Genomic DNA, 25,301 nt, shown 5'->3' with positions numbered 1-25,301 from the left:
CGGGCGGTATCGAGGTGGATCAGGTAAGATCGCGGGATGGCAAGAGATACTTTTGATTACCGCGATGTGGCGGTTGAGTCGGTCGAGGAAGACGGCCGGGTGGTCGTGCGGCCGGTGAATGGGCAGGCGTTCAGTCCGCAGATGCGGGTGGAGTGCTCGCGGCAATTGCGCGATACGGCTGTCTATCCGCTAGGGACTTGCTTTCTCGTGCTGGCGAAGATGACGGACCGCTTGGGCGGGGAACCCTACCTGTATGTCTTTCACGGCGATCCGGTCAAGGTGCTGTCGCCGGCGCAGCTGGAGTCTTTCCTCAACGACCGCCGCCGCTTGCGGATCTAGGAGAACAAGATGAAACCTTCATTTGCCGCTTTGCTGGCAGTGCCTGCGATGGCGTTGGCGCAGGCGGCCGATCCCCAGCCTGACGAATTGCTGCAAATCGCATTCCCAAAGTGGAAGGATGAGGAGGGCGGCCGCGTGCAGTCGATCCCGACCAGCACCGTGACGCGCGGCTGGGATGCGCGGCAGGGCCGGAAGCGAAATGTCATCGTCGTTCCGCGCCAGGCGGTGCGCGTAGCGCCGGACCGGATCGTGCTGCTGGCCACACTGACACCGGCGGGCGATGGCGGCGTGCCGCAGATTGCCCATGGCACGCCCGTCGGCCTTGCTGCTTATACGTTCAAGCCCGGTAAGGACGGCTGGAAGCTGGCGAAGCGCCAGGAGCCGTTTGACTTGCGCGGCTACGAAGGCCGGGCGCAGGTCGCTGTGCTTCCGCTGACAGCGGCAAGGCAAGGCTTGCACGTGAGCTGGGGCAGTTGCTGGCAGGGCCATTGTGTCGACCTGTTCGCGCTGTACGCAATCGGCGCTGACGGCGTCAAGCCGCAGCCGCTCTTGCTGCAGAAGATCAAGGGCGGCAACGTTTATGCGCGCCCCGACTGCGTTGATCGCCTGGCTGGCGTCGTACAGGGCTTGCAACCGGCCGATCCGGCGTACGCCGATGAGAAAGTGCCGCCGGGGAAGTGCTATGCGATCGAAGGCCGTTGGGACATACCGAACGCAGGCCCTGCCGCCAAGGAGGCAACGCCCGGTGCGCTGGTGCTGCGCTTCACCGGCGCGATGAGCAAGGCAGGCAAGGACGGCAACGCACCGGCCCAGCGTATCGACCAGTCTATGAAATTCGAATTCCGTGGCGGGCGTTACGTGCCCGTCTCCGGCAGCAACCCTGTTCCCGATGCATAAACAAAAGGAGACTCAAGTTGATCAAGATTCGCGAAATTGACCACATCGTGCTGCGCGTCGTCGATGCCGACCGCATGATCCGCTTCTATACCGAGGTGCTTGGCTGCAGCATCGAGCGCCGCCAGGATGAGATCGGCCTGATCCAGCTTCGCGCCGGCAGCTCGCTGGTGGACCTGGTGCCGATCGATAAGAAGCTGGGGAAAATGGGCGGCGCCGCGCCAGGCAAGGAAGGCCGCAATGTCGACCATTTCTGCTTCCGCGTCGAGCCGTTTGACGAGGCGGCGATCCGTGCCCATTTGAGCGCGCATGACGTGGCGAACGGCCCGTCCGAGCCGCGTTATGGCGCGGAAGGCGAAGGGCCGTCGATCTATGTCAACGATCCCGAGGGCAACACCGTCGAACTGCGCGGCGCCCCTTACGCGAACTGATTACTCGTCGTCGTCCTCGTCGTCTTTCTTAAGCTTCGAGGACTTGCGCGCTTCGTCGGCCGCTGCTTTCAGCTCGGCCGCATCGCTCATGAATTCATCCACGCTGTGGTCCTTGCTGCGGCGTACTTCCGGCGGCAGGATCACCGACATGTACAGCTCATCGCGCAGGCGGCCGGCATTCTCGTAATTGCGCATCAGGATCAGGCCCGAGCCCAGGGCCAGGAACACCGCGCAGGACGAGATGAAGGCGCGCGGCTTATGCGGCTTGACGGTGCGCAGGTGGTTGTAGATCATCGCCACCAGGATCAGCATCACCACATGGTTGCCGTAGCGCGTGAAGACCTCCGCCGACCAGGCGTACGCCAGCACGCTGCTCAGGGCCTTCCAGGCGCCAATTGCCACCAGGCCGCTGCCGAGGATGAACAGGTGGCGCCCAAGGCGTGCATGGCCGCCGAACAGGCGGTTGGCCAGCGCCCAGACACCGCTCCACACCATGCCGGCGCCAATGCCGGTGACGATCACCAGCAGGTAGCGGATGGCCTGAAAGGCGCCGGTATCGGACAGCGCTTCCGTGACGCCGACGAACATTGCGATCAGCGCCATGCCGGCCAGCGCCGGCACGCCGCCTTCCCATGCGTGCATGGTGGTGTCGGTGACCTCGGCCTCGACCGGGAATGCCGCATCGCGCACGCGCAGGCGGGTGTGGCCGAGGCGGACCACGGTGGTGCCATTGATCGGCACCGAGGCCTGGCGCTTGCCGTGCACTACGATGCCGTTCTGGCTGCCCAGGTCGCGCATGACAAGCGCGCCGTCTTCGGCCAGCTCCACTACCGCGTGGGTGGGTGCGGTATGCGCATCGTCGAGGATGAAATCGTTGTTGTAACCGCGGCCGATGGTGATCGGCAGCTTGTCGACGCGGTGGCGGTGCAGCACGTCGCCATTGCGCGCCAGGGTCTCGATGAAGAACGGGCCGTTCATTTCTTGCCCCCGCGCGCCAGCGATTCGAGGAAGGCGCGCGAGGCACGCAGGCCGTTCTCGTACGATACGCCGCGCGCATCGAGCCGGCTCTGCAGGTTCATCTTGCCCTCGTCGGTGCTGGATGTCAGCAGGGCGAAGTCGTACAGGCCTTCGAACTTGCGGTAGGCGCGTACGCACATCACGGCGCGCATCGGCAAGGTACTGTTCTTGACGAACTGTTCGGTGCACATCGGGCCCGTCAAGCGCTTGTCCTTGTGGCTGCCGAAGTTCTCGTTCTTGAAGGAGTTGCTGGACAGTACGGCGAAGCGCATTTCATCCAGGCCGGTGCTCTTCATGTACTGGTGCTGGATCTGCACCTGGCCGGTCTGCAGCGAGCCGGAGACGAACAGCGAGGATTCCATTTGACAGTTGGTGACTTCCACCGAGAACGAATCGCGGTCGTTGGAGCGCCCCCAGCAGCGCATCTGTTCCGACTCGCGCACCGGCACCGAATACGGGCCCATGGCCTTGGCGCTCAGTGGCTTGGCCAGCAGCTGGTCGACCATGGCCTTCTGATGCGCCAGCAGTTGCTGGGCAACGATGGCGGTGAAGTCCTTTGGCGGCTTGGCTTCCGGATCGACTTTTTTCAGCAGCTCCTGCGCGTAGCGCGCTGGCACCAGGAAAGATACCAGCTCGCCGTCCAGGCGCTTGGAGACGTTGACACCAGCCACCGCGCCATCGACTGTCACGCTCGGGCCGCCGCTCATGCCGGCGTTGATCGGGCCGGTGAACATCAGTTGTTCGTAGAAGCTGCGCGCAATCACGCCGTTGAACGAACCTTCGGAGATGGCAAAGCCCAGGTCGAGCGGATTGCCCAGCGAGTACAGGTATTGGCCCTGCGTCAGCGCGACGGGCTTGTCGCCCAGCTTGAAATAGCCGGTGCCGTAACGGTTGACGCGGACCACGGCCAGGTCGTGCAGCACGTCCACCGCCAGCAGTTCGATATTCCCGCGCTGGCCGGCAGTGTCGACCCATTCGCCGGTGTAGGTGTCCGGGTCGAGCGCGAACTGCGAAACGACGTGGTAGTTGGTGAGCACCAGGTTGGACGTGCCGACCAGGAAGCCGGAACCGACCGAGGATTGGGTGCGGCCGGTTTTCAGCAGCGAGCGGACCTGCAGCAGGTCGGCCTTGGCGGCAGAATAGAGTTTTTGCGCGGTGCTCGAAGGCGTGGGCAGGGCGATTGCGTCGGGGGCGGGGGCCGTAGCCTGCTGGGCATTGGCTGCTGCGCAGCCCCAAGTCAAAGTCAGTAATAAAGCCAGTTTAGTGAATTTCATCTAATCTTTCGACTCGGGGACGCGGGGCGGGATTACAGCTCGCCGTCTTCAGCGGCTGGCGGTGTGACCGGGGTCATCATGTGACCCAGCTTGAGCGCCTTGGTATTCAGGTAGTGCTGGTTGAAGGCGTTGCGGTTGACCAGCAGCGGCACCCGCTCGGCAACATTGACGCCGAGGGCGCCCATGGCCGCGATCTTGCGCGGGTTGTTGGTCATCAGCTTCAGGCTCTTCACGCCGAACTGCCTGAGCATCGGTTCCACCAGGGCGTAGTTGCGCTGGTCTGGCTTGAAGCCCAGTTGTTCGTTGGCTTGCACGGTGTCGGCGCCTTGCTCTTGCAGCCGGTAGGCGCGCATCTTGTTGATCAGGCCAATGCCGCGCCCTTCCTGGCGCAGGTACAGCAGCACCCCGCGGCCTTCTTCGGCGATGCGTTTCAGCGCGCCTTCCAGCTGGGCGCCGCAGTCGCAGCGCTGGGAGAACAGCACGTCGCCGGTCAGGCATTCGGAGTGGACGCGGGCCAGCACCGGCTCGCCATTGCCGATATCGCCCAGGACCATGGCCAGGTGCTCCTTGCCGGTGGCGTGTTCGACGAAAGCATGCAGCGTGAACTGGGCCCACGGCGTCGGCAGGGCGCACGAGGTGACGTAGTCCAGGTCTTCTTTTACCGGTTGTTCTGCTACGGGCTGCATGATGCTCTTTCAATCTTTGTATTGTGTAACCCTGCAATCATAACAAAAACCCGGTAAACCTGGGTCAGGCCCTGCGGGGCAGACCCAGGTTTACCGGATTAAGGCAGGTCAAACAGCAAAACTTCAACATTATCGGCGCCGGACAGCGTCACCGACGCTTCGCCAGTAATCTTGGCAGCATCGCCACCTTTCAGCTCTGCGCCGTTGACGCTCAGCGTGCCGCGGATGACGTGGACATATGCCTGGCGCCCGGCCCCCAGCGCATGCACCGCACCTGCGCCGCCATTCAGGATAGAGGCGTAGATCAAGGCATCCTGGTGCACCAGCACCGACCCATCACGGCCGTCCGGCGAGGCGACCAGGCGCAGTGCACCGGTTTTGCTCTCCGGCGTGAAGTGCTTTTCCTCGTAGCCTGGCTCGATGCCGCCCTGAGAAGGCTGGATCCAGATCTGCAGGAAGTGCACGCCTTCAGTGTCCGAGTGGTTGTATTCGGAGTGCCGCACGCCGGTCCCTGCCGTCATGCGTTGCACGTCGCCGTAGTGCAGGACCGAGCCATTGCCCATGCTGTCCTTGTGTTCCAGGGCGCCGCTCAGCACATAGGAGATGATCTCCATGTCGCGGTGGCCGTGGGTGCCAAAGCCCTGGCCCGGCGACACCTTGTCCTCGTTAATCACCAGCAGCGGGCCGAAACCAACGTGCTTCGGGTCGTAGTAGTGGCCGAAGGAAAAGCTGTGGCGGGAATCCAGCCAGCCAAAATTGGCGACGCCGCGGTCTTCGGATTTGCGAACTTGCAACATGATTAGCTCCTTGTGCGATAATTTCGATCAGATGTTTCACAGTATAAATGCCGATAATCGTGTTAAAAAGCGAATAATTTACCTGCCTATCATCGAAAAAATCGAATGCTCAGATTAAGCCTTGAAGCCCTGCAGATTGTGGACGCCATCGACCGCGGCGGCTCCTTTGCCGCCGCCGCGCGGGAGCTGTACCGTGTGCCTTCAACGATTTCCTACACGGTAGGCAAGCTGGAAGAGGAGCTTGGCGTCCAGGTGTTCGAGCGCTTCGGGCCGCGCGTCGAATTGACGCCGGCCGGGCGTGAACTGCTGAAGGAAGGGCGCTACCTGCTGAAAGCGGCCGGCGACCTGGAGCAGCGCGTGCGGCGCGTAGCCTCGGGCTGGGAAACGGAACTGGCGCTCGGCATCGATTCCATGTTCGGCGCCGCCGTGCTGGCGCAGGATGTGCGCGCTTTTTACGAAGTGACACAGCAAACCCGCCTGCGCCTGGTGCAGGAAACGCTGGGCGGCAGCTGGGAAGCCTTGCTTGACCGGCGCGTCGACATCGTGGTCGGTGCGCCGGGCGACGGCCCGGCCGGCGGCGGCTATGTGTCGCAGCCGATCGGCCAGTTGAAATGGGTGTTTGCGGTCGCGCCGCATCATCCGCTGGCGCAGGTGCCGGGGCGCCTCGGGCGCAACGATTTGCAGCGCCATCGCGCCATTGCCACGGCCGATTCGGCGCGCCTGCTGGCGCCGCGTACGGTGGGCCTGGTGCTGGGGCAGGACAGCTTGACCGTGCCGACCATGCAGGCCAAATTCGATTACCAGCTGGCGGGCCTGGGCTTTGGCTTCCTTCCCGAGCGCTGTGCGCGCGATGCGATCGCGGCCGGCCTGCTGGTGGAAAAAGAGGTGGAAGAGCCGAAGCCGGACGAAACCTTCTACCTGGCCTGGCGCAGCGGCGAATCCGGCGCGGCCTTGCACTGGTGGCAACAGCGGATGGCCGAACCGCGCTTGTTCGAACGCCTGTGTGCCCACCTGCCGCGTGTTGCGCCTGATCAATAAAGTTATTGAGCACAGGGCTTTCATGTTGACTCCAGCCAACTAATTCAGAGACCATGGGATTTGGTCCCCTTCGGCGGCGCGCATGTCCAACCCTGCAACTCCTGTATTTCTGAAGCTTCTGGCCGGCCGGCAGGGCAAGCCGGGTGGCTCCTTGCCCTGCGGCCGTGGCGCGCCCGCCTGGCCGCTGCAGGCGCCCGCGTACCGCCTGGCGGTGGAAGCCAGCCTGTGGACGCACAACGTCACCGGCGCAGCAGGCGAGCATGGATCAGGAGCGCATCGCGCACTGCCTGGCCCTGAGCCGGTTAGCCCGTGGCCAGCAGGGCGAGGCGCAGGCCGCCACGCTGGCCGAACTGGAGGCGGCATTGTGGGGCATGCAGCCGGCGTGCGTGGCGCCGCTGCCGGGCGCAGAGCTGATGCTCAATTATGCCGGCTACCTGTCCGGCTGGAGCGAAGGCGCCGAGCAGTTGTTCGGCTACAGCGCAAGCGAGGCGCTGGGCCAGCAGCGGGGGGAGTTCCTGGCGCGGCGCAAGAACGGCGAACTGTTCCCGCAAGCGGCCACCGTTGGCGCCGTGCGCGGCGAAGACGGCCCAATCAGCCATACCTTCACGCTGTTCTCCGACATCGGCGTGCACCAGGATACCGAAGAGCGCATGCAGCGCCTGGCCAATTACGATGCCCTGACCGGCCTGCCGAACCAGGGCCTGTTGCTGCGCTTGCTGGGCCAGGCCATGACGGAAGCGCGCCGCAAGCAGGAACATGGCGCGCTGTTGGTGATCGAAATCAATCGCCTCGGGGCAATCGGCGACACGCTGGGGCATGAGGTAAGCAATTCCGTGCTGCTTGAAGCAGGCCGGATCTTTCGCATGGTCCTGCGCGATGAGGATATCCTGGCCCGGCTCGATGGCGGCAAGTTTGCGGCGGCGCTGCCGCAGATCGAAAAGCGCGAGCATGCAGCGATCGTGGCGCAGAAACTGATTGCCGCACTCGAAGCACCGTTGACGGTGGGCCTCCACAGCCTGCAACTGAGCGCGCACGTCGGAACGAACTGGTGGCGATGCGCTTGTCGCTGGCGCTGGATGATTTCGGCACCGGTTACTCGAGCCTGGCCTACCTGAAGAAATTTCCGATCAGCACGCTGAAGATCGACCGCGCCTTTGTGGTCGGCCTGCCGTTCGAGGAGAACGACTGCGCGATCGCGCGCGCCATCGTGACCATGGCCCAGCAATTGCGGCAGGAAATCGTGGCCGAGGGCGTGGAAACCATCGAACAGATGAGCTTCCTGCGCGAGCTGGGCTGCGACCAGCTCCAGGGTTATCTGTTCAGCCAGCCAGTCGGGGTTGCCGACTTCGAACGCATGCTGGGTGAAGGCAAACGCCTGGCCGTGACTGGCCGGCGGGCAACGCTGGCTCTATAGAATCCGGCATTCCTGGACCTTTGTTAGAGCCAGGTTGCCGGGCACACTATCCCTGCCAACTTCGAAAGGGATTGCCATGCTGGACTTCTATTACGTCGCGACACCCCAAGGGCAGCAATTGCTGATGTTCCTGGAAGAGACCGGTCTGCCGTTCCAGCGTATGCCCAAGGCCACGGCGCTGGCGGTTGTCGACCATTGGCCAATGGATGCCGGCCAGCCGCTGCCGTTGCAGGAATCGGGCGCCATGCTGCTCTACCTGGCCGAGAAGTCGGGCTTCGGCCTGCCGGCCGCGATGCGGGCCAAGGCGCAAGCGCGGCAGTGGCTGTTCTGGCAGAAAAACTTCGAATGCCGCGACCGTGAAACGGCCGGCCTGTTTGGCGCACTCGACCAGCAGCTTGCTGGACAGGCCTACCTGTGCGGCGAGCAATACTCGGTGGCTGACATCGCCTGTTTCCCCTGGGTCAGCGCGCGCGGCGCGCGGCTGGCCGCCTACCCGCACTTGGCGCGCTGGTTCCACGCGGTCAGCCAGCGGCCCGCGACGCAGCGCGCCTATGGTGCGCCGGACCGCGCGGCGACCCCAGCCGGAAGCGAAGCGCTGGCCGGGGTGCTGCCATGAGGCGCGCCGACGCGGCAAGCATGCTGTCGGTAGCGGCGCTCTGGGGGGCGTCCTATCTGTTCATCCGGGTCGCGGCGCCGGAGTTCGGCGCGGCGGCCATGGGCGCGGTGCGGGCGGTGGCGGCGGCGCTGCTGTTGTTGCCGCTGCTGTTGTGGCGCAGCCAGCTGGCGGCGATGCGCAGGCATTGGCGCGGCATCGGCTTTGTCGGCGTGACCAACGCGGCGCTGCCTTTCCTGCTGTTCAATTTCGCCGCGCTGACGATTCCGGCCGGGCTGTCGTCGATCCTGAGCGCGACCACGCCCTTGTTTGCGGCCCTGATCGGCGCCATCTGGCTGGGCGAGCGCTTGACCCTCACGCGCATGGCCGGGCTTTCGCTGGGCTTTGGCGGCGTGCTGCTGCTGGTGGCGGGCAAGCTGCACGTCCTGCCGCAGCACGATATGCTGCGCACGGTGCTGGCCGCGCTGGCCTGCCTGGCGGCGACGCTGCTGTACGGGATTTCGGGCAATTTCAGCAAGCGCTACCTGGCCGAAGCGCCGCCCCTGGCGGTGGCAACGGGCAGCCAGATGGTCGCTGCCGCGCTCCTGATCGGCCCGGCGCTGGCGCTGTGGCCTGCCGCGCCGCCTTCGGCCAAAGCCTGGGGCGCGGTGCTGGCGCTGGCGGCGCTGTGCACGACCTTCGCATATGTGCTGTTCTTTGGATTGATTGCGCGGCTGGGCGCGGGCAAGGCGATGAGTGCGCTGTTCCTGATCCCGGCCTTTGGCGTGCTGTGGGGCTGCCTGTTCCTGGGGGAGACGTTCTCGTTGCAGATGGGTTTGAGCTGCCTGGTGATCCTCGCGGGTTGCGCGCTGACCACCGGGCTTGTTGAACCGTCGCGGTGGACGGTTCCGTTCGTGACCAGGCGTGCTTAGTTAGCGCTTGTCATCATTTTTATGGCTCTGGCGGCCGGCTTCGGCGTGCTGTTCAGGGGTGCCGCCTCGCGTGCCGCCACCGCTGCCGCCGCTGCCGCTTTGACGGCTGCCCGATTCGGACGAACCGGACTGGCGGTTGCCGTCATTCTTGTGGCTCATGCTGCCGGCCTTGCGTGCTTCTTCCGAGGTGAACTCGTGTGCATTGCCGGACGCATGGGCCGCCTTACCGCCTTCACTGGCGATCTCACGCTGGCGTTCCGGGTCCATTGAGGCGAAGCCACGGTTGCTGGTGTCGCCGCTCTGGCGATTGCCGCCCTGGTTGCCCGACTGTTTGGAGCCGCCGCGATTGTCTTGATTACTGGATGCCATGATCATCTCCCATTTCGGTTCGAGGAGTCGTCATGGTAGGAGAGGCCGGGGCGCCAATTAATCAGAACACGCTACCAGACTTTGTAGGACAATGGCTCATTGAAAAGGAATGTTTTCGAGGCAGGCCATGCACCGGCTGGCGCGCTTTACCGCTGCGCAGGAAAGCTGCTACCGTCAGGTGGTTGAGGAACTGTCGGCTGGACGCAAGCGTAGCCACTGGATGTGGTTCATCTTTCCGCAAATCGCCGGCCTCGGTTCCAGCGCGATGGCGCAGCGCTATGCGATCAGCGGGCTGGCCGAAGCGCGCGCCTACCTGGCGCACCCGCTGCTTGGCGCGCGGCTGCGCGAATGCAGCGCGCTGGTGCGGGCTGTCCAGGGTGCCACTGTCCATGGTATCTTCGGGTCGCCTGACAATATGAAATTCCATTCATCGATGACGCTGTTCGCGCAGGCCGCGCCGGATGAAGCGCTGTTCCGCGATTGCCTCGACAAATATTTTGGCGGCGTGCCCGACCAGGCCACGCTGGACCTACTGCACAAGGAAGAAAAACAATGACCCGTACCATCCTCGACGACGCCCACCTGCATCCCGCCATCCGCGAACGCGTGGCAAAGAACCACGCCGATATCGTGGCGGAAGTGCAGGCGGCCATTGCGGCCAACCGCGTGGTGGTTGTCGGCATGCGCCAGAACCCGTTCCCGAAAAAAACCTGCCGCCTGCTCGATGCGCAAGGCACCAAATACGCCTACCTCGAATACGGCAGCTATTTCAGCCAATGGCGCCGCCGCACAGCGCTGAAAATGTGGACCGGCTGGCCGACCTTCCCGATGATTTTCATCGACGGCGTGCTGATCGGCGGCTTCAACGACCTGGAACGCCTGATCGAAAAGGGTGAATTCACTGCGCTGGTCGCACCGCGCCTGCAGGGTTGATGGAGGCGCTGCCTTTGCGCCTGAATCCGGGCGATGACCTGCGCGGCGTTGTCGAACAGGCGCTGCGTGATACGGGCGCTGCGGCCGCTTACCTGGTGCAGGGCATCGGCAGCCTGTCGGTGGCGCAGGTCCGCTACGCCGGGCTGGCACAGCCGACGGAGTTGCTGGGCGAGCTGGAGATCCTGACCGTGGCAGGCACGGTGGCGCCGGACGGCGCCCACCTGCACATGATGTTGTCCGATGCGCGCGGCCGGGTTCTTGGCGGCCATGTTGGCCACGGTTGCATCGTGCGCACCACGGCCGAGTTGCTGCTGGTGCTGCTGCCGGCGTACCAGTTCTCGCGCGAGCACGATCCGCTTACCGGCTTTGCCGAGCTGGCGATCCGGCACACGCCGGGCCAGGCGGGCGGCTGACGGGGCGCCAGCGTTGCGGATTGGCGATTTTTGTTATCAAGTGATTATCTAATCATGCACTAGCGCAAAAACGCAGGTATACTCCAGCGACCTCATTCAGGATGATTTTTCCATGTACCGCCAGTCCCAAGCGCTGAAAGCCCCGGCCAAAGGCTTTACGCTCGTCGAATTAATCGTAGTTATGGTCATTCTCGGGATTCTGGCTGCCGTGGCACTCCCGAGGATGATCAATTTCGGCTCGTCGGCGCGCACGGCGTCGATCGAATCCCTGGCCGGTTCGGTCAAGACTTCCATCGGCCTGGTGCGCTCGCTGACGGCGGTCCGGGGCGAGGGCACGGCCAGCAATATCGCCAATATTACCTTCGTCAACATCGACGGCACGACGTCGATGCGGGTCTGGAGCGGCTATCCGGACCGCTGGTGCGACGGCATCGGGCTGGCGCTGCAAGGTTCGAAAGTCCCGGGCGGCGGCTGCTATCTGTCGCCGAGCGCAGTCCCGTCCGGCGACTATACGTTCTACGGCTACGGCAACAGCCAGATTCCGGGCGGCGATGCCGGCTGGCGTATCGAAGGCGCGCCGACGCCGATGCAATGCTCGGTCCAATATACCTATAACGGCAGCGGAGCCCCGCAGGTCAAGGCCAATACCAGCGGCTGCTGAAGCCGGCTCAATTCCTGCGTGCGCGCAAGGGATCAAGCAGGGCGCGCAGGTTGTTGTGGTCGATCTCGTACATCAAGGCCAGCAGCGCGCCCAGCTCCCCTTTCGGGAAGCCTTCGCGCGCCATCCAGCCCAGGTAATGGCCTGGCAGGTCGGCCAGCTTGCGGCCCTTGTACTTCCCATAGGGCATATCGCGCGCCACCAGCATTGCCAGGTATTCCGGGTTCATTTTTCTTACAGCGCTTTCACGGGAATGCAGATTTCGCAGGTGAAGCTGCCGTCGTCCTGGGTCGCAAGGTTTTCATAGCGCTCAAAGCAGGGGCGCTCGTCGCATTGCAAGCCGCTGGAGGGCAGCCATTCCTTCATCAGGCGGTTCCACACCGGGCCGATATCGCGCGGCGAACCGGTGTAGCGGGTGACAGCGTAGCGCCCGCCCGGCAGGCTGGCAACGCTGAATTGTCCGTCGGGTTCAAAGCCTTCGGGGATTTCGACGCAGGCATCGTAGCGGCACTTGTCGGCCGGGGTGACGCTCGGGTCGTCATGGCCGATACCGTAGCAGGTGGCGCCTTCCAGGCCATGGCCGAGTATCCAGGGCATGACGGCCTGGCCCCAGAACTGGCCGACGGCCGGGCCATATGGGCCGATGTAGCGGCGGTAGGCGATGCGGGCAGGCGGCAGGTCGATAACGTTGACTTCCATTTTTTGTGCTCCATGATGGTTGTTGGAGCCGCCATGTTCGCCCGTTGCGCCGGCGCCGGCCTGACCGTGCTTGCTGTTCGCCTGATCGGGATTGCTATTTTGCGCGTTGACCCCCGCCAGGAAGGCAGCGGTGCGGGCCGGGGTGTTCTCGCGCCATTCGGTCGGCGTGCTGCCGAAGCGGGCTTTGAATGCGCGGGCAAACGCTTCGCCCGAGCCGAAACCGGTCGACAGCGCGACCTCCAGCACCGTGCCGCCGGCCGCCAGCTTGTGGGCGGCGGCTTCCAGCCTGCGCCGGCGCACATAGTCGCCCAGCGTTTCGCCCATCCATGCCGCAAACAGGCGGTGGAAGTGGTAGCGCGAGAAGTTGGCAATGTCGGCCAGGCCGGGCAGGTCGAGTTGCGCGTCCAGGTTGCGGTCGATGTGGTCGAGCACCCGGTTCATGCGGCGCTCGTATTCGCTGCGAGGATCGTTCATGGCAAAGGATAGATGCGGTCAAGGCTGCCGGGGCCGAAGTACTTCTCGTACTCCTTGGCGGCATAGGAATCCATCATGCCGGAGATGAAGTCCACCACCAGCCGCTCGCGTGAGTCCTTCAGGCTGCGGATGGCCGGCGGCAGCAGGATGCCGTCCTTGTTGTACTGCTTGTCGGTCAGGACTTCGAACAGGCCGCGGATGATTTTCTCGCCCCGTTTTTCGTAAAGTTGCACGTCCTTCTTGCGCAGGATGGCACGCCACAGCAGGCTTTTCAGGCCGCGCGCCAGCAGGCCTTTGGTGCGGTAGCCCAGTTCGGGCCCGTGCGTGCCCTGCACCACGGCGATGTCGCGGCACAGTTCATGCACGATCTGCGAGGTCAGCTCCTTGCGCAGCACGATGGAGTATTCCTCCGAGCTCTCCTGCATATCGCATTTGAGCGCTTCCTCGTGGGCGTGGTTGGCGATACTGGCGAACTGCTCATGGGCGCCGGAAAAGTCCTTGCTGATCTTGAATTCGTGGACGATCTCGCCCCAGGTGATGATGCCGAAACTCAGCGCATCCTCCACATCGTGCGCGGCGTAGGCGATTTCGTCGGCCAGGTCCATGATCTGGGCGTCGATGCTCTTGCGCAGCGAAACGCCGTGGGCGGACAGTTGCCCGCTCAGGAAGTCATAGTCTTCGTCGTACAGGAATTTCTTCGGATTGTCGGCGCGGCGCTGGAAGTACTTGGTGATGCCGAGCAGGGAACGCACGGTCAGGTTCAGGCCGGCATAGGCGTGGTGCTTCTTCTCCAGCGTGCGCAGGGTGCGGAAGGCCTGCGCGTTGCCCTCGAAGCCGCCGGCGCCGGCCGCCAGCTGGTCCAGGATCTTCTCGCCGTAATGGCCGAAGGGCGGATTGCCGATGTCGTGCGCCAGCGAGCAGGTTTCCGATACCACGCTGCGTTCCAGCCCCAGGTCGGCCGCGATGGAACGGGCGATCTGCGCCACTTCCAGGCTATGGGTCAGGCGGTTGCGGTTGAAGCGGTTGGCATCCACGCCGAGCAATTGCATCTTGCCCTGCAGGCGGCGGAAGGAGGACGAATACAGCACGCGCGCATAATCGCGCATGCATTCCTCTCGGCCCTCGCCGCGGCCGTCGGCCTGGGCGTGGACGCGGTATTCGAGCGGCAGTACCAGCGCCTCCTGGGCGCGGGCGAAATCGATGGTTTGGCGGTCGTACATTGTTTTCCTCAGGTTTGCCGGCGATTCTAAGGCGCTTTAGCATTCCAGTGTATATTGCAGCCCAAATTGTTTCATGGCTGGATAATAAAATGTCACCTGTTTCCCTGTTCCTCGTGGTGCTGGCCTATTTCGGCCTGCTGCTCGGGGTGGCCTGGACCACTTCCCGCAACGCCAATAACGACAGCTTTTTTATCGGGAACAAGAGCTCCAACTGGATGCTGGTGGCCTTCGGCATGGTCGGCACCACGCTGAGCGGCGTGACCTTCATCAGTGTGCCGGGCGCGGTGGGGCGCGACGGTTTTGGCTATATGCAGATCATGATCGGCTATGTGCTGGGCTATGTCGCCGTGGCGTATGTGCTGCTGCCGCTGTACTACCGGCTGAAACTGACCTCCATCTACCACTACCTGGATGTGCGCCTGGGCCGGCGCTCCTACCAGAGCGGGGCGGCTTTTTTCCTCTTGTCGCGCACCCTGGGCGCCACCGCGCGCCTTTACCTGGTGGTGAACATCCTGCAGGCAGTGATCCTGGACAGCCTTGGCGTGCCGTTCTGGCTCACCAACCTGGTCATCCTGGCGATGATCCTGCTGTATACCTATGAGGGCGGGGTCAAGACCATCGTCTGGACCGACACGCTGCAGACCATGGGCATGCTGCTGGGCCTGGTGGCCTGCATCGTATTCCTGCTCAACGAAATGAACCTGGGCCTGCTGGAAAGCGTGGAACGCCTGCGCTCGGCCGGGCTGGCGCGGGTGTTCACGACCGACATCGATAGTCCGGGCCACTACTGGAAGCAGATCGCGGCCGGTTTTTTCATCGTCATCACCATGACCGGCATGGACCAGGAAATGATGCAGAAGAATATCTCGGTGAGGACGCTGGGCGATTCGCAGAAGAACATGCTGATGCTGAACGCCATCCTGGCCGGCGTGCTGACGCTGTTCCTGTTCCTGGGCGGCCTGCTGTACCTGTATGCGCCGCAGATGGGCGTGGCGGCCAGCGGCGACAGGATATTTCCGGCGGTAGTGATGGGGCACATGCCGGCGCTGCTGCAGCTGGTGTTCATGATTGCCCTGATCAGCGCCTTGTTCCCGAGTGCGGACGGCGCGATCACGGCGCTGACCTCGTCCTTCTGCATCGACATCCTTGGCCTGAAACGGCGCGACGACCTGGGCGAGGGCGCGCAACTGCGCATCCGCCACCGCGTCCACCTGGCGTTCTGCGCGCTGTTCCTGCTGCTGGTGATGGTGTTCAAGTGGATCGGCAGCGCCAGTATGATCGGCATGATCCTGAAGCTGGCGGGCTATACCTACGGGCCGCTGCTTGGCCTGTTCGCCTTTGGACTGTTGAGCAGGCGGGCCGTCAACGACAGGCTGGTGCCGTGGGTGGCGCTGGCCGGGCCGCTGTTGTGCGCCCTGGTGGACTTTAACCAGCAAACCCTGTTCGGCAGCTACCGCATCGGGCTGGAATTGTTGCTCGTTAATGGCCTGTTTGTCATGGCTGGGCTGTACCTGATTTCTTCACCCGATAAGGCGAATGTCGCTTATAGTGTGAAGTAGTTACATTTTTTGCATTAGGAGTAAAGATGTCCCGCTCTGTTTTCTCGTATGTCCGCGCTGGATTTGCCTGGTTCTGGGGCGCCGTGGATAAAAGCCGCCGCGCCTCCATGAATTTCCTGTTCCTGCTGGTTGTGGTGCTGCTGATTGCCGCCATCTTCGGCGGCGGCGTCAAGCCATTGGGCGACAAGACCATGCTGGTCCTGAACCTGGAAGGCGCTTTGGTGGAGCAATCGTCCGGCAGCAGCCGCGACGCGCTGGTGGCCGGCCTGTCCGGTGGCGAAGTGCACAAGTCCGTGCAGCTGCGCGATGTGCTGAACGTGCTCGATGCGGCCGCCAAGGACCCGCAAATCGGCGGCGCCGTGCTGGTGCTGGACGAAATGCAGGGCGGCGGCCAGGCCATGCTGCGCGAAATCGGCGCGGCCGTGGACCGTTTCAAGGCCAGCGGCAAGAAGGTGGTGGCCTGGGGTTCCAGCTATAACCAGCGCCAGTACCAGATTGCCATCCATGCCGACGAGGTTTATCTGCACCCGATGGGCGCGGTGTTCCTCGATGGTTTTGGCAGGTACCGCAACTACTATCGCGATGCGCTGGACAAGGTGGGTGTGACCGTCAACCTGATGAAGGTCGGCACCTACAAGAGCTTTGCCGAGCCCTTCATTGCCAACGGCCCGTCGCCGGCGGCGGCGGAAGCCGATGCCTTCCTGTACAACGACTTGTGGGCGCGTTACACCGCCCAGGTGGAGAAGTCGCGCAAGCTGCCCGATGGCGCGCTGATGAAGGCGATCGATAACCTGCCGGCGCTGATGGCCGAAACCAAAGGCAGCCTGGCGCAGGTGGCGCTCAATGCGAAACTGGTCGACGGCTTGAAAACCAAGGATGAACTGCGCGTGATGATGACCAAGCGCGGCGTGGACGATCCGGCCGTCAAGTCCTTCCGCCAGGTCAGCTACCAGGATTACCTGGCGCGCGTGTTCCCAAAACTGACTGGCGACGCGATCGGCGTGGTGATGGCAGTTGGCGAGATCAGCGATGGCGACGCGCCGGCCGGCCAGATCGGCGGCGCGTCGACTGCGCGCCTGGTACGCATGGCGCGCGAAGACAGTTCGATCAAGGCGGTGGTGCTGCGCGTCGACTCGCCTGGCGGCAGCGCCTTCGGTTCGGAACTGATCCGCCGCGAGCTGGAGCTGACCCGTGCGGCGGGCAAGCCGGTGGTCGTTTCGATGGGCAATGTGGCAGCTTCCGGCGGCTACTGGATTTCGATGGCGTCGGATGAGGTGATGGCCGATCCGGCCACCATCACCGGTTCGATCGGCGTGTTCGCGCTGTTCCCGACCGTGGACAAGGTGATCGGCAAGCTGGGCATCCATACCGCCGGCCAGACCACCACCTGGCTCGGCGATGCGGGCAATCCGCTGCGTCCGATGGACCCGCGTTTCGGCCAGTTGATCCAGAGTGCGATCGGCCACACCTACGAGGAATTCACCGCCAAGGCCGCCAAGGCGCGCAAGACCACGGCCGACAAGATCGATGCCGTTGGCCAGGGCCGCGTGTGGACCGGTGCGCAGGCGCAGGAGCGCGGCCTGGTCGATACGCTGGGCGGCTACCAGGACGCCTTGAAGGCCGCGGCGCGGCGCGCCAAGCTGAGCGGCGAGCCGCGCATCGTCTACATCGAACGTGAGATGTCGCGCTTCGACAAGGTGCTGGAATTCTTTGGCGCTTCGGCGATGCAGGCCTACGCCGGCAAGGCGTTTGGCGACCAGGCGCGCGCGGCGCTGCTGCCGGCCGGCGTGCCGGCTGGCGTCGCCAGCGAGGTCGTGCAGGACCTGGGCTGGCTGAACGAAATGACGGCCCAGCGCAAGCCTTTCATGGCGCTGACCCATTGCCTCTGCAGCTCGCCCAATTAGTTGGCAGCAGCTTTGGCCGGTTCCGCCACCGAGGCCGGGCAGCGGATGCTGAACCGCCACCGCGCCGGCCAGGCCAGTTATAGCGAGGTGGTCACGAACCAGGTAACGGCCCTGAATACCCGCCGGCGGTAACCGAAAGGCGGTTTGCCATTTCCTTGCAGCACTGGCATCATGATGGGATGACTAACCCCTTAGTTTCCTCCGATTCGGACTCGAGCGAAGCGTCGCGGCACCGCCAGGCGGTGCAAATCGTTGGCATGGGCGCTTCCGCCGGCGGGCTGGATGCGATTTCCGAGTTCCTCGCCTCCATGCCGTCGCGCACCGGCATGGCGTTCATCGTCCTGCAGCACCAGGACCCGTCGCGGCGCGGACTGCTGCCTGAACTGCTGCGCCGGATCACCACGATGGAAGTGTGCGAAATCGCCGATTCGATCGAAGTGCGGCCGGACCATGTCTACGTTGCGCCGCCCAATTTCGACCTGGCCTTCTCCAACGAAAAGCTGATGGCAGTGGAAACGTCGGACACCCACGGGCGCTATCCGATCGATTCGTTCTTCCGCACCCTGGCCGCAGAAAAAGGACAATCCGCCGCCGGTGTGGTGTTTTCCGGCATGGGCACCGACGGCACTGCCGGTTTGCGCGCGATCCAGGAGGCGGGCGGCGTGACCGCGGCGCAGGAACCCAATTCGGCCAAGTTCGACTCCATGCCGCGCAGCGCCATCACGGCCGGCGTGGCCGATTTCGTGGCGCCGCCCGGCGCCATGCCGATGTGGCTGTGCCAGGTGCGCGCGGTGCCGCATGGCGGTGCCCATGGCGCGGCGCGTGCGCGGCGCCAAGCCTTGCGCGAGCTGATGTCGCTGCTGCAGCGCCACACCGGCAACAACTTCACCGAATACAAGATGAGCACCGTGCTGCGCCGCATCGAGCGCCGCATGAAGCTGCACCAGCTCGATTCGATGGAGGCCTACGTGGCCTACCTGCGCGACAACGCCGGCGAAGTGCAGCTGCTGTTCCGCGAAATGCTGATCGGCGTGACCAGCTTCTTCCGCGATCCGACGGTCTGGGAGCATTTGTGCAGCGAAACCATCCCGGCGCTGCTGGCGGCCAATCCCGACGGCGCCGCCTTCAAGGCCTGGGTGCCGGCCTGTTCGACCGGCGAGGAAGCGTATACCCTGGCCATGGTGTTCGACGAAGCCGTCACGCGCGCCAACGCCAATGAGACGGGCAAGTACTCGCTGCAGATCTTTGCCACCGACCTGCACGGCGACGCCATCGACAAGGCGCGCCAGGGGGTGTTCTCGCGCGGGGTGGAGGACACGGTGTCGCACGAGCGGCTGCTGCGCTACTTCGTCGCCGACGGCGCCGGCTATCGCATTCGCAAGGAGCTGCGCAATATGATCATCTTCGCGCAGCAGAACATCATCTCCGACCCGCCGTTTACCAAACTCGATATTCTCAGCTGCCGCAATCTGCTAATCTATTTCAACCCAAAACTGCAGGAGCAGTTGATTCCTCTGTTCCACTATGCCTTGAAACCGGAAGGCTTGCTCGTATTGGGGAGCGCGGATACGCCAGGCAGTTACAACGAGTTGTTCACCCCGGTGCCCGGTTGCGGACGCATTTACCGCCGGCTCGACGCCAGCACTCAGCGCGTGGCGAACTACTTCCCGACCAAGATCGCGAAAGCCGCGCAACCAAGTTCCATCGAAGTTACTACCATGACCATGAACGGCAATATCCAGACACAAGTAGAACACCTGCTGCTCAAATCCCACACGCCGGCAGCAGTCATGATCAATAGCGACGGCGATATCCTCTACATCCACGGCCGCACCGGCACCTTCCTGGAGCCGGCCGCCGGCCGCGCCAACTGGAACATCCACGCCATGGCGCGCGATGGCCTGCGCTACGAACTGGCGGACCTGATCGAGCGCGCCAACCGCAGCGAGAGCACCGAAACCGTGCGCGAGCTGCTGTTCAAGGACGGCGCCTCGTCGCTGCTGGTCGACTTGACGGCCGAAGTGGTGCGCGAAGACGGCCAATCCGGCCACAACCTGCTGGTGACCTTCAACGCTTCGCCGATGCCGGCCCGCAAGCGCGGCAGCCGCGGCGCCGATCCGCGCCCGCAGGAACTCGAGCAGCAGCTGACCATGGCGCGCCTGGAACTGCAGGCGGTGCGCGAAGAGATGCAAACCTCGCGCGAGGAGCTGAAGGCGGCTAACGAAGAACTGCAATCGACCAACGAGGAGCTGCAGTCGACCAACGAGGAACTGACCACGTCCAAAGAGGAAATGCAGTCGCTGAACGAGGAACTGTATACCGTCAACGCCGAACTGCAGTCCAAGGTGGACGACCTGTCCCTGGTCAACAGCGACATGAAGAACCTGCTGAACAGCACCGATATCGCCGTCATCTTCCTCGACAGCCAGATGAACATCCGGCGCTACACCAACCAGGCCACCCAGCTGTACAAGCTGATCGCCACCGACCTGAACCGCCCGCTGAGCGATATCGCCAACGACCTGGTATATCCCGACATGGAGAGCGATGCCGCGGAAGTGCTGCGCTCCCTGGTGTTTTGCGAGCGCCAGATCCCGACCCGTGACGGCCGCTGGTTCATGGTGCGCATCATGCCTTACCGCACGGTGAACAACGTGATCGACGGCCTCGTGCTAACCTTTGTCAATGTCACCGAACTGAAACTGCTGGAAGCGCGACTAACGCCTGAAGGAGGCAGCACCAAATGACCCGAACCGACGCCCTGCGCCAATGGCATGAGCTGCAAGTCAGCCAGCTGGAACTCGAAGTCCAGAGTGCCGCCCTGGCGGAGCTCGAGCGTCAGAAACGGGAGGTCGAACAGGGCCTGCTGCGCTATGCCGGCCTGTTCGACCAGGCGCCGGTGTGCTACCTGGCGCTGGCGCGCGACGGCATGATCGCCGGCGCCAACCGCGCTGCGGCGGGACTGTTCTCCGTGCCGCTGTCGGACTTGCCGGGCCAGCCGGTGGAACGCTTCCTGGCGCCGGCCAGCCAACCGGCCTTGCGCCAGTTGCTGGCCGGCCTGCATGCCGACGGCGCCAGTGCCGCCATGGAAGCACAATTGTTCCAGGGAATTGGCGCCGGAAGGGTGCGCATCGAAGCCAACCTCGATCACGCCGGCGAAGCAATCCGCATGGTGATCAGCGATGTGCGCTCGCCTGAACAGAACGATGCGGCGCTGCGCCGCGCGTTTGCCGTGCTCGATAACCTGGGCGAGGGGATTGCGGTGGCCGATGCCGATGGCGTGATCGTATCGGTCAATCCGGCCTTTTCCGCCATCAGCGGCCTGACTGAGTTGACAGCCATTGGCAGCGACCTGGCCGACATGTGCGGCGCGGAGGCCGCCCTGAAGGCACTGGGCGGCGGCAGCTGGCAGGGCGAAGTCTCCGGGCGGCGGCCCGATGGCGGCGAGTACCAGGCAACGCTGTCGCTGCGCACCCTGGCGGGCGCGGACGGTTGCGTCAGCGGCCTGGTGGCCGTGCTGACCGACATCAGCCGCCGCAAGCACGCTGAATGGGCGCTGCAGGATTTGCATCGCAACCTGGAGACCCGCGTGGTGCAGCGCACCGCCGAACTGCTGCATGCCAACGGCCAGCTGCGCCAGCTGTCGGCCCACATGGCGGCGGTCAAGGAAGAAGAGCGCAAGCGTATCGCGCGCGAGATCCACGACGAACTGGGGCAGAACCTGCTGGCGCTGAAGCTGGACATCGCCCAGCTGAACGAGCGCATGGGCGGCCGCCAGAGCCGCTTTGCGCGGCGCGTGGCGGCGGCGCTGGACAACATCGACGCCACCTTGCGCAGCGTGCGCGGCATCATGAACGAATTGCGGCCCTCGGTGCTGGACCTGGGCCTGGCGGCGGCGCTGGAATGGCTGGTGAACGATTTCCGCCACCGCAGCAGCCTGCATTACGAGCTGGCCTTGCCTGGCGAGGCGGCGCTGGCGTCCATCGGCAGCGAAACGAGCCTGGTACTGTTCCGCATCGTGCAGGAAGCGCTGGTCAACGTGCTGCGCCACTCGCGCGCCAGCCAGGTGGCGGTGCGGCTGGCGGTAGGCGAGGACGTGATCGTGCTGGAAGTGGAAGACAACGGTATCGGCATCGTACCGGCCTGCCGCGAGCGCCCCGGCTCCTTTGGCCTGATCGGCATGCAGGAGCGTGTCGATGCCCTGCACGGCAGCTTCTGCCTGAACGAATACGAGCCGGGCGCAGGCTGCTGCGTGGCGGTGCGGCTTCCGTTGCAAAAAAGTCAATAGCCCTGGGGCCCCGGAACGCATATACTGCCGGTGCTTTTATACGTTCAGGGGACTGTTTTGACTAAAAAACTCGCACTTTCGGCAGCATTGCTGCTGGCTTTTGCTCCCGCCATGGCCGACGAAGGCCAATGGCAGCCGCACCAACTGCCGCAACTGAGGGCAGAGCTGAAACGCATCGGCATCACCATCCCGGCCGAACGCTTGGCCGACCTGTCCAGGCACCCGATGAGCGCCATCGTCTCGCTGGACGGCTGCTCCGCATCATTCGTGTCCCCTAATGGCCTGGTGGTCACCAACCACCATTGCGCCTACGGCGCCATCCAGCGCAATTCGACTGCTGAAAAGAACTACATCGCCAACGGCTTCCTGGCCAAGACCCGCGCCGAGGAACTGCCGGGCGGCCCGACCACCCGCGTCTACGTGACCGATAAGGTGGAAAACGTGACCGAGCGCGTGAACGGTGGCCTTGACAAACTGGCCGGCAAGGACCGCCATGCCGAAGTCAAAAAACGCATCAAGGTGCTCATTGCCGAGTGCGAGTCCGACAAGAACTACCGCTGCTCCGTGCCGGCCTTCCACCGCGGCGCCGAGTACTACCGCATCCGCCAGATGATGATCAAGGACGTGCGCCTGGTGTATGCGCCGTCTGAATCGATCGGCAACTACGGCGGCGACATCGACAATTACGAGTGGCCGCGCCACACTGGCGACTATGCCTTCCTGCGCGCATACGTCGGCAAGGATGGCAAGCCGGCCGACCCGTCGCCGGACAACGTGCCGTACAAATCGAAGGACTTCCTGGTGGTTTCCGCCGAAGGCCTGAAGAACGGCGATCCTATCCTGCTGGCGGGCTATCCCGGCCGCACCAGCCGCTACAAGCTGCCGGTCGAGATCCGCTATGCGCGCGACCTGAGCTATCCGCTCATGGTGGCCGACTACCAGGCCGACCTCGACGCGATCGCTGCCGCCACCAAGGGCAAGGATAACGACGTGGTGCGCTACGCCAGCGTGGTCAAGTCGATCAACAACCGCATGAAGAAAACCCAGGGGCTGCTGGACGGCTTCGCCCGCAAGGACCTGGCTGCGATCAAGGACAAGCAGGATGCGGAATTCCGCACCTGGTACGGCAAGCAGGCCAAGTCTTCGCCGGCCATGCTGGCGGAACTGGATGCCGCCATCGCTGCCGAGATGGACCTGGGCGACGATGAATTCGCTTACGGCGTGGCAACCTACAGCGACTTGCTGAAATCCGCACGCACCTTGTACCGCCTGGCGCTGGAAAAGCAGAAGGCCGACGCTGACCGCGAGCCGGGCTTCCAGGAGCGCGACCTGGCCAACATCAAGGCGCGCCTGACCCGCCTGGAACAGTCGCTGGTTCCTTCGGTCGACCAGGCCCGCTACGTCGCCGGCCTGCAGCGCTATGTCAAGCTGCCGACCAAGGCGCACCCGCAGTGGCTGGACAACCTGACGCCGGCCCTGGCCGACGTGCCAGGCATGTACCAGAAGACCGGACTGGCCGACACCGCAACCCGCCTGGCCTGGATGGAGAAGGCGCCGGCCGATTTCGAACAGTCGACCGACCCATTCATCAAGCTGGCCGTGCGCATGCATGGCGTGGCGATGACGCTGGAAGAGCGCCGCAAGGAAGTCGACGGCAACCTGGAAAAGATCATCCCGCAGTACATGGCCGCAGTGATCGCATGGAAGAAGTCGCAGGGCAAGCCGGTCTACCCTGATGCCAACTCTACCCTGCGCGTGACCTACGGCACCGTGTCGGCCTATCCTGGCCGCGACGGCATTACCAAGGGCCCGTTCACCACGGTGGAAGGCATCCTCGAGAAGCACACCGGCAAGGAGCCGTTCGATGCGCCGCAGGCGCTGATCGATGCGGTCAAGGCCAAGCGCTATGGCCAGTTCAAGGATTCGGTGCTGGGCACCGTGCCGGTCGACTTCCTGTCCTCGGCTGACACTACCGGCGGTAATTCCGGTTCCGCCGTGGTCAACAAGCGCGGCGAACTGGTCGGCCTGAACTTCGACTCCACCTATGAGTCCATCACCAAGGACTGGTACTTCGACCGCGACATCACGCGCGCCATCCATCTGGACGTTCGCTACATGCTGTGGGTCATGAAGGAGATCGACCGCGCGGATAACCTGCTGAAGGAAATGACCATCAAGTATCCGCAGAAGTAAGCAGAAAAAGGGGCTCGCAGTGAGCCCCTTCACCCCAGCGCAATCCCATGAACGAAACCATTTCCCTGTTCGGTCTTGCCACTACCACTCCGCTGGAGCTGGTGTCGTTTGTGCTGGCCGTGCTGACCGTGTGGCTCAACATCCGCCAGAACCACTGGGCCTGGCTGTTTGCCATCCTGTCGTCCACGACCTACGGCGTGGTGTTTTTCGGCGCCAGGCTGTACGGTGACATGGCGCTGCAGGGTGTGTTCGTGACCGTCTCGTTCTGGGGCTGGTACCAATGGCTGCACGGGAACCACGGCAAGGAGCTGGCGGTGTCGACGCTGACAGCGCGCGGCCGTGTGCTGTCGGGCCTCGCCTGGCTGGCAGGCTTCGGCATCCTGGCCTGGTTCCTGCGCAGTTTTACCGACACCGACGTGCCCAATGCGGACGCCTTCCTGACCGCCGGCAGCCTGGTGGGACAAGCCCTCCTGTCGCGCAAGAAGATCGAAAACTGGCACGTCTGGATCGTTGTCGACGTGCTGTACGTCGCGCTGTACGTCCATAAAGGCCTGATGCTGACGGCTGTCCTGTATGGCATGTTCGTCGCGATGGCAGTTGCCGGCCTGCTGGCATGGCAAGGCAGCAGCGACGAACCGGAAGAAGCAGTCGTCTGGAAATGAAGCAGCCTTACCGCGTCGCCATCATCGGCGCCGCAGCCTCCGGCAAGACCACCCTGGCGCAAGCGCTGGCGGAAAGGTACGGCGCCATCTGGGTGCCCGAATACCTGCGCGAATTCTGTGACCAGCGCCAGAGCGTTCCGGTATCGACCGACCAGTTCCACATTGCCGCCACCCAGGTGGCCCGCGAAGATGCGCTGGCGGCGCAAGGCGGCCGCTTCCTGTTCTGCGACACCACCCCGCTGATGACGGCGGTCTACAGCATCCACTACTTCGGCGGCATCGACGAGCAGCTCGAAAGCCTCGCTTCGTCGCGCCAATACGACATAACCCTGGTCTGCAAGCCTGAATTTGCATGGATACCCGACGGACTTCACCACGAAGAGGAAGATGTCAGCGGTATGATTGATTCGATCCTGCTCGACGAACTGGCCCGGCGCGGCATTCCTTACACGCGCATTTCCGGTGGCATTGAAGAGCGCTTGAAGCAGGTCGGCCAACTCCTGGGAGATTGAGGC

28 protein-coding genes are annotated in these 25,301 nt (G+C 63.8%); 20 read left to right on the top strand and 8 right to left on the bottom strand.

What is annotated here, in order from left to right; genetic code table 11:
* Nucleotides 1-36: 36 nt before the first annotated feature.
* From ACWBU6_RS21130 to ACWBU6_RS21120, 3 genes are read left to right on the top strand one after another with little or no spacing between them, the layout of a single operon-like run.
* On the top strand, nucleotides 37-339 hold the full coding sequence (locus tag ACWBU6_RS21130) for a hypothetical protein (RefSeq protein WP_452645338.1): 303 nt from the start codon (nucleotides 37-39) through the stop codon (nucleotides 337-339).
* 9 nt (nucleotides 340-348) lie between these two features.
* On the top strand, nucleotides 349-1,236 hold the full coding sequence (locus ACWBU6_RS21125) for a hypothetical protein (RefSeq protein WP_452645337.1): 888 nt from the start codon (nucleotides 349-351) through the stop codon (nucleotides 1,234-1,236).
* A gap of 17 nt (nucleotides 1,237-1,253) precedes the next feature.
* A complete protein-coding gene (locus ACWBU6_RS21120) occupies nucleotides 1,254-1,664 on the top strand; it encodes a VOC family protein (RefSeq protein WP_452645336.1) in 411 nt (136 codons plus the stop codon).
* On the opposite strand, the gene ACWBU6_RS21115 is transcribed toward ACWBU6_RS21120, so the two are convergent.
* The 4 genes from ACWBU6_RS21115 to ACWBU6_RS21100 form a co-directional block, all read right to left on the bottom strand.
* On the bottom strand, nucleotides 1,665-2,642 hold the full coding sequence (locus tag ACWBU6_RS21115) for an FHA domain-containing protein (protein WP_452645335.1): 978 nt from the start codon (nucleotides 2,640-2,642) through the stop codon (nucleotides 1,665-1,667).
* On the bottom strand, nucleotides 2,639-3,955 hold the full coding sequence (locus ACWBU6_RS21110; RefSeq protein ID WP_452645334.1) for a S1 family peptidase: 1,317 nt from the start codon (nucleotides 3,953-3,955) through the stop codon (nucleotides 2,639-2,641). Before ACWBU6_RS21110 ends, ACWBU6_RS21115 begins: the two co-directional genes overlap by 4 nt.
* Before the next feature lie 32 nt (nucleotides 3,956-3,987).
* Nucleotides 3,988-4,641, bottom strand: coding sequence for a GTP cyclohydrolase II (ribA, locus tag ACWBU6_RS21105; RefSeq protein ID WP_452645333.1), 654 nt, complete (start codon nucleotides 4,639-4,641; stop codon nucleotides 3,988-3,990).
* Between the two features lie 98 nt (nucleotides 4,642-4,739).
* Nucleotides 4,740-5,438: a pirin family protein gene (locus ACWBU6_RS21100; protein ID WP_452645332.1), complete on the bottom strand. Its 699-nt coding sequence runs from the start codon at nucleotides 5,436-5,438 to the stop codon at nucleotides 4,740-4,742.
* 105 nt (nucleotides 5,439-5,543) lie between these two features.
* Here ACWBU6_RS21100 and ACWBU6_RS21095 point away from each other — a divergent pair, with 105 nt between their 5' ends.
* The 5 genes from ACWBU6_RS21095 to ACWBU6_RS21075 all read left to right on the top strand — a co-directional run bounded on the left by ACWBU6_RS21095 (nucleotide 5,544) and on the right by ACWBU6_RS21075 (nucleotide 9,414).
* Nucleotides 5,544-6,476, top strand: a complete 933-nt coding sequence (locus tag ACWBU6_RS21095; protein ID WP_452645331.1) for a LysR substrate-binding domain-containing protein — start codon at nucleotides 5,544-5,546, stop codon at nucleotides 6,474-6,476.
* A gap of 260 nt (nucleotides 6,477-6,736) precedes the next feature.
* Nucleotides 6,737-7,591, top strand: a complete 855-nt coding sequence (locus tag ACWBU6_RS21090) for a diguanylate cyclase domain-containing protein (RefSeq protein WP_452645330.1) — start codon at nucleotides 6,737-6,739, stop codon at nucleotides 7,589-7,591.
* Nucleotides 7,531-7,890: an EAL domain-containing protein gene (locus ACWBU6_RS21085; RefSeq protein ID WP_452649592.1), complete on the top strand. Its 360-nt coding sequence runs from the start codon at nucleotides 7,531-7,533 to the stop codon at nucleotides 7,888-7,890. The genes ACWBU6_RS21090 and ACWBU6_RS21085 overlap by 61 nt, the downstream gene beginning before the upstream one ends.
* A gap of 76 nt (nucleotides 7,891-7,966) precedes the next feature.
* Nucleotides 7,967-8,506, top strand: coding sequence for a glutathione binding-like protein (locus tag ACWBU6_RS21080; RefSeq protein ID WP_452645329.1), 540 nt, complete (start codon nucleotides 7,967-7,969; stop codon nucleotides 8,504-8,506).
* Nucleotides 8,503-9,414 (top strand): DMT family transporter, encoded by a 912-nt coding sequence (locus ACWBU6_RS21075; RefSeq protein ID WP_452645328.1) that lies wholly within the window; start codon nucleotides 8,503-8,505, stop codon nucleotides 9,412-9,414. The genes ACWBU6_RS21080 and ACWBU6_RS21075 overlap by 4 nt, the downstream gene beginning before the upstream one ends.
* On the opposite strand, the gene ACWBU6_RS21070 is transcribed toward ACWBU6_RS21075, so the two are convergent.
* A complete protein-coding gene (locus tag ACWBU6_RS21070; protein WP_452645327.1) occupies nucleotides 9,415-9,783 on the bottom strand; it encodes a KGG domain-containing protein in 369 nt (122 codons plus the stop codon).
* Between the two features lie 109 nt (nucleotides 9,784-9,892).
* On the opposite strand from ACWBU6_RS21070, the gene ACWBU6_RS21065 reads away from it, so the two are divergent.
* The 4 genes from ACWBU6_RS21065 (at nucleotide 9,893) to ACWBU6_RS21050 (ending at nucleotide 11,790) form a co-directional block, all read left to right on the top strand.
* Nucleotides 9,893-10,339: a DUF1810 domain-containing protein gene (locus ACWBU6_RS21065; RefSeq protein ID WP_452645326.1), complete on the top strand. Its 447-nt coding sequence runs from the start codon at nucleotides 9,893-9,895 to the stop codon at nucleotides 10,337-10,339.
* A complete protein-coding gene (locus ACWBU6_RS21060) occupies nucleotides 10,336-10,716 on the top strand; it encodes a glutaredoxin domain-containing protein (protein WP_452645325.1) in 381 nt (126 codons plus the stop codon). The genes ACWBU6_RS21065 and ACWBU6_RS21060 overlap by 4 nt, the downstream gene beginning before the upstream one ends.
* Complete coding sequence (locus ACWBU6_RS21055) at nucleotides 10,716-11,129, top strand: PPC domain-containing DNA-binding protein (protein ID WP_452645324.1); 414 nt, start codon at nucleotides 10,716-10,718, stop codon at nucleotides 11,127-11,129. The genes ACWBU6_RS21060 and ACWBU6_RS21055 overlap by 1 nt, the downstream gene beginning before the upstream one ends.
* A 112-nt stretch (nucleotides 11,130-11,241) precedes the next feature.
* Nucleotides 11,242-11,790, top strand: coding sequence for a pilus assembly FimT family protein (locus ACWBU6_RS21050; RefSeq protein WP_452645323.1), 549 nt, complete (start codon nucleotides 11,242-11,244; stop codon nucleotides 11,788-11,790).
* Nucleotides 11,791-11,797: 7 nt separating this feature from the next.
* Here ACWBU6_RS21050 and ACWBU6_RS21045 read toward each other — a convergent pair whose 3' ends face one another.
* Genes ACWBU6_RS21045 through dgt form a run of 3 tightly spaced genes read right to left on the bottom strand, consistent with a single transcriptional unit; the run spans nucleotide 11,798 to nucleotide 14,180 of the window.
* A complete protein-coding gene (locus ACWBU6_RS21045) occupies nucleotides 11,798-12,016 on the bottom strand; it encodes a DUF3820 family protein (protein WP_090436981.1) in 219 nt (72 codons plus the stop codon).
* A gap of 5 nt (nucleotides 12,017-12,021) precedes the next feature.
* Nucleotides 12,022-12,960 (bottom strand): AraC family transcriptional regulator, encoded by a 939-nt coding sequence (locus ACWBU6_RS21040; RefSeq protein ID WP_452645322.1) that lies wholly within the window; start codon nucleotides 12,958-12,960, stop codon nucleotides 12,022-12,024.
* Nucleotides 12,957-14,180, bottom strand: coding sequence for a dGTP triphosphohydrolase (dgt, locus tag ACWBU6_RS21035; protein ID WP_452645321.1), 1,224 nt, complete (start codon nucleotides 14,178-14,180; stop codon nucleotides 12,957-12,959). Before dgt ends, ACWBU6_RS21040 begins: the two co-directional genes overlap by 4 nt.
* An 89-nt stretch (nucleotides 14,181-14,269) precedes the next feature.
* Here dgt and ACWBU6_RS21030 point away from each other — a divergent pair, with 89 nt between their 5' ends.
* The 8 genes from ACWBU6_RS21030 to ACWBU6_RS20995 all read left to right on the top strand — a co-directional run bounded on the left by ACWBU6_RS21030 (nucleotide 14,270) and on the right by ACWBU6_RS20995 (nucleotide 25,298).
* On the top strand, nucleotides 14,270-15,739 hold the full coding sequence (locus tag ACWBU6_RS21030) for a sodium:solute symporter (protein WP_452645320.1): 1,470 nt from the start codon (nucleotides 14,270-14,272) through the stop codon (nucleotides 15,737-15,739).
* A 26-nt stretch (nucleotides 15,740-15,765) separates the two neighbouring features.
* Complete coding sequence (gene sppA, locus ACWBU6_RS21025; protein WP_452645319.1) at nucleotides 15,766-17,643, top strand: signal peptide peptidase SppA; 1,878 nt, start codon at nucleotides 15,766-15,768, stop codon at nucleotides 17,641-17,643.
* Complete coding sequence (locus ACWBU6_RS21020; protein ID WP_452645318.1) at nucleotides 17,644-17,775, top strand: hypothetical protein; 132 nt, start codon at nucleotides 17,644-17,646, stop codon at nucleotides 17,773-17,775.
* Nucleotides 17,776-17,822: 47 nt separating this feature from the next.
* Nucleotides 17,823-20,390: a chemotaxis protein CheB gene (locus ACWBU6_RS21015; RefSeq protein ID WP_452645317.1), complete on the top strand. Its 2,568-nt coding sequence runs from the start codon at nucleotides 17,823-17,825 to the stop codon at nucleotides 20,388-20,390.
* Nucleotides 20,387-21,931 (top strand): PAS domain-containing protein, encoded by a 1,545-nt coding sequence (locus tag ACWBU6_RS21010; RefSeq protein WP_452645316.1) that lies wholly within the window; start codon nucleotides 20,387-20,389, stop codon nucleotides 21,929-21,931. Before ACWBU6_RS21015 ends, ACWBU6_RS21010 begins: the two co-directional genes overlap by 4 nt.
* 111 nt (nucleotides 21,932-22,042) lie before the next feature.
* On the top strand, nucleotides 22,043-24,124 hold the full coding sequence (locus ACWBU6_RS21005; RefSeq protein WP_452649591.1) for a S46 family peptidase: 2,082 nt from the start codon (nucleotides 22,043-22,045) through the stop codon (nucleotides 24,122-24,124).
* Nucleotides 24,125-24,171: 47 nt separating this feature from the next.
* On the top strand, nucleotides 24,172-24,786 hold the full coding sequence (gene pnuC / locus ACWBU6_RS21000) for a nicotinamide riboside transporter PnuC (protein ID WP_452645315.1): 615 nt from the start codon (nucleotides 24,172-24,174) through the stop codon (nucleotides 24,784-24,786).
* Nucleotides 24,783-25,298 (top strand): AAA family ATPase, encoded by a 516-nt coding sequence (locus ACWBU6_RS20995; RefSeq protein WP_452645314.1) that lies wholly within the window; start codon nucleotides 24,783-24,785, stop codon nucleotides 25,296-25,298. The genes pnuC and ACWBU6_RS20995 overlap by 4 nt, the downstream gene beginning before the upstream one ends.
* The last annotated feature ends 3 nt before the right edge of the window (nucleotides 25,299-25,301 follow it).

The sequence above is a fragment of the Pseudoduganella sp. HUAS MS19 genome, assembly GCF_053615455.1.
This window is presented reverse-complemented; position numbering and strand designations above follow the sequence as displayed.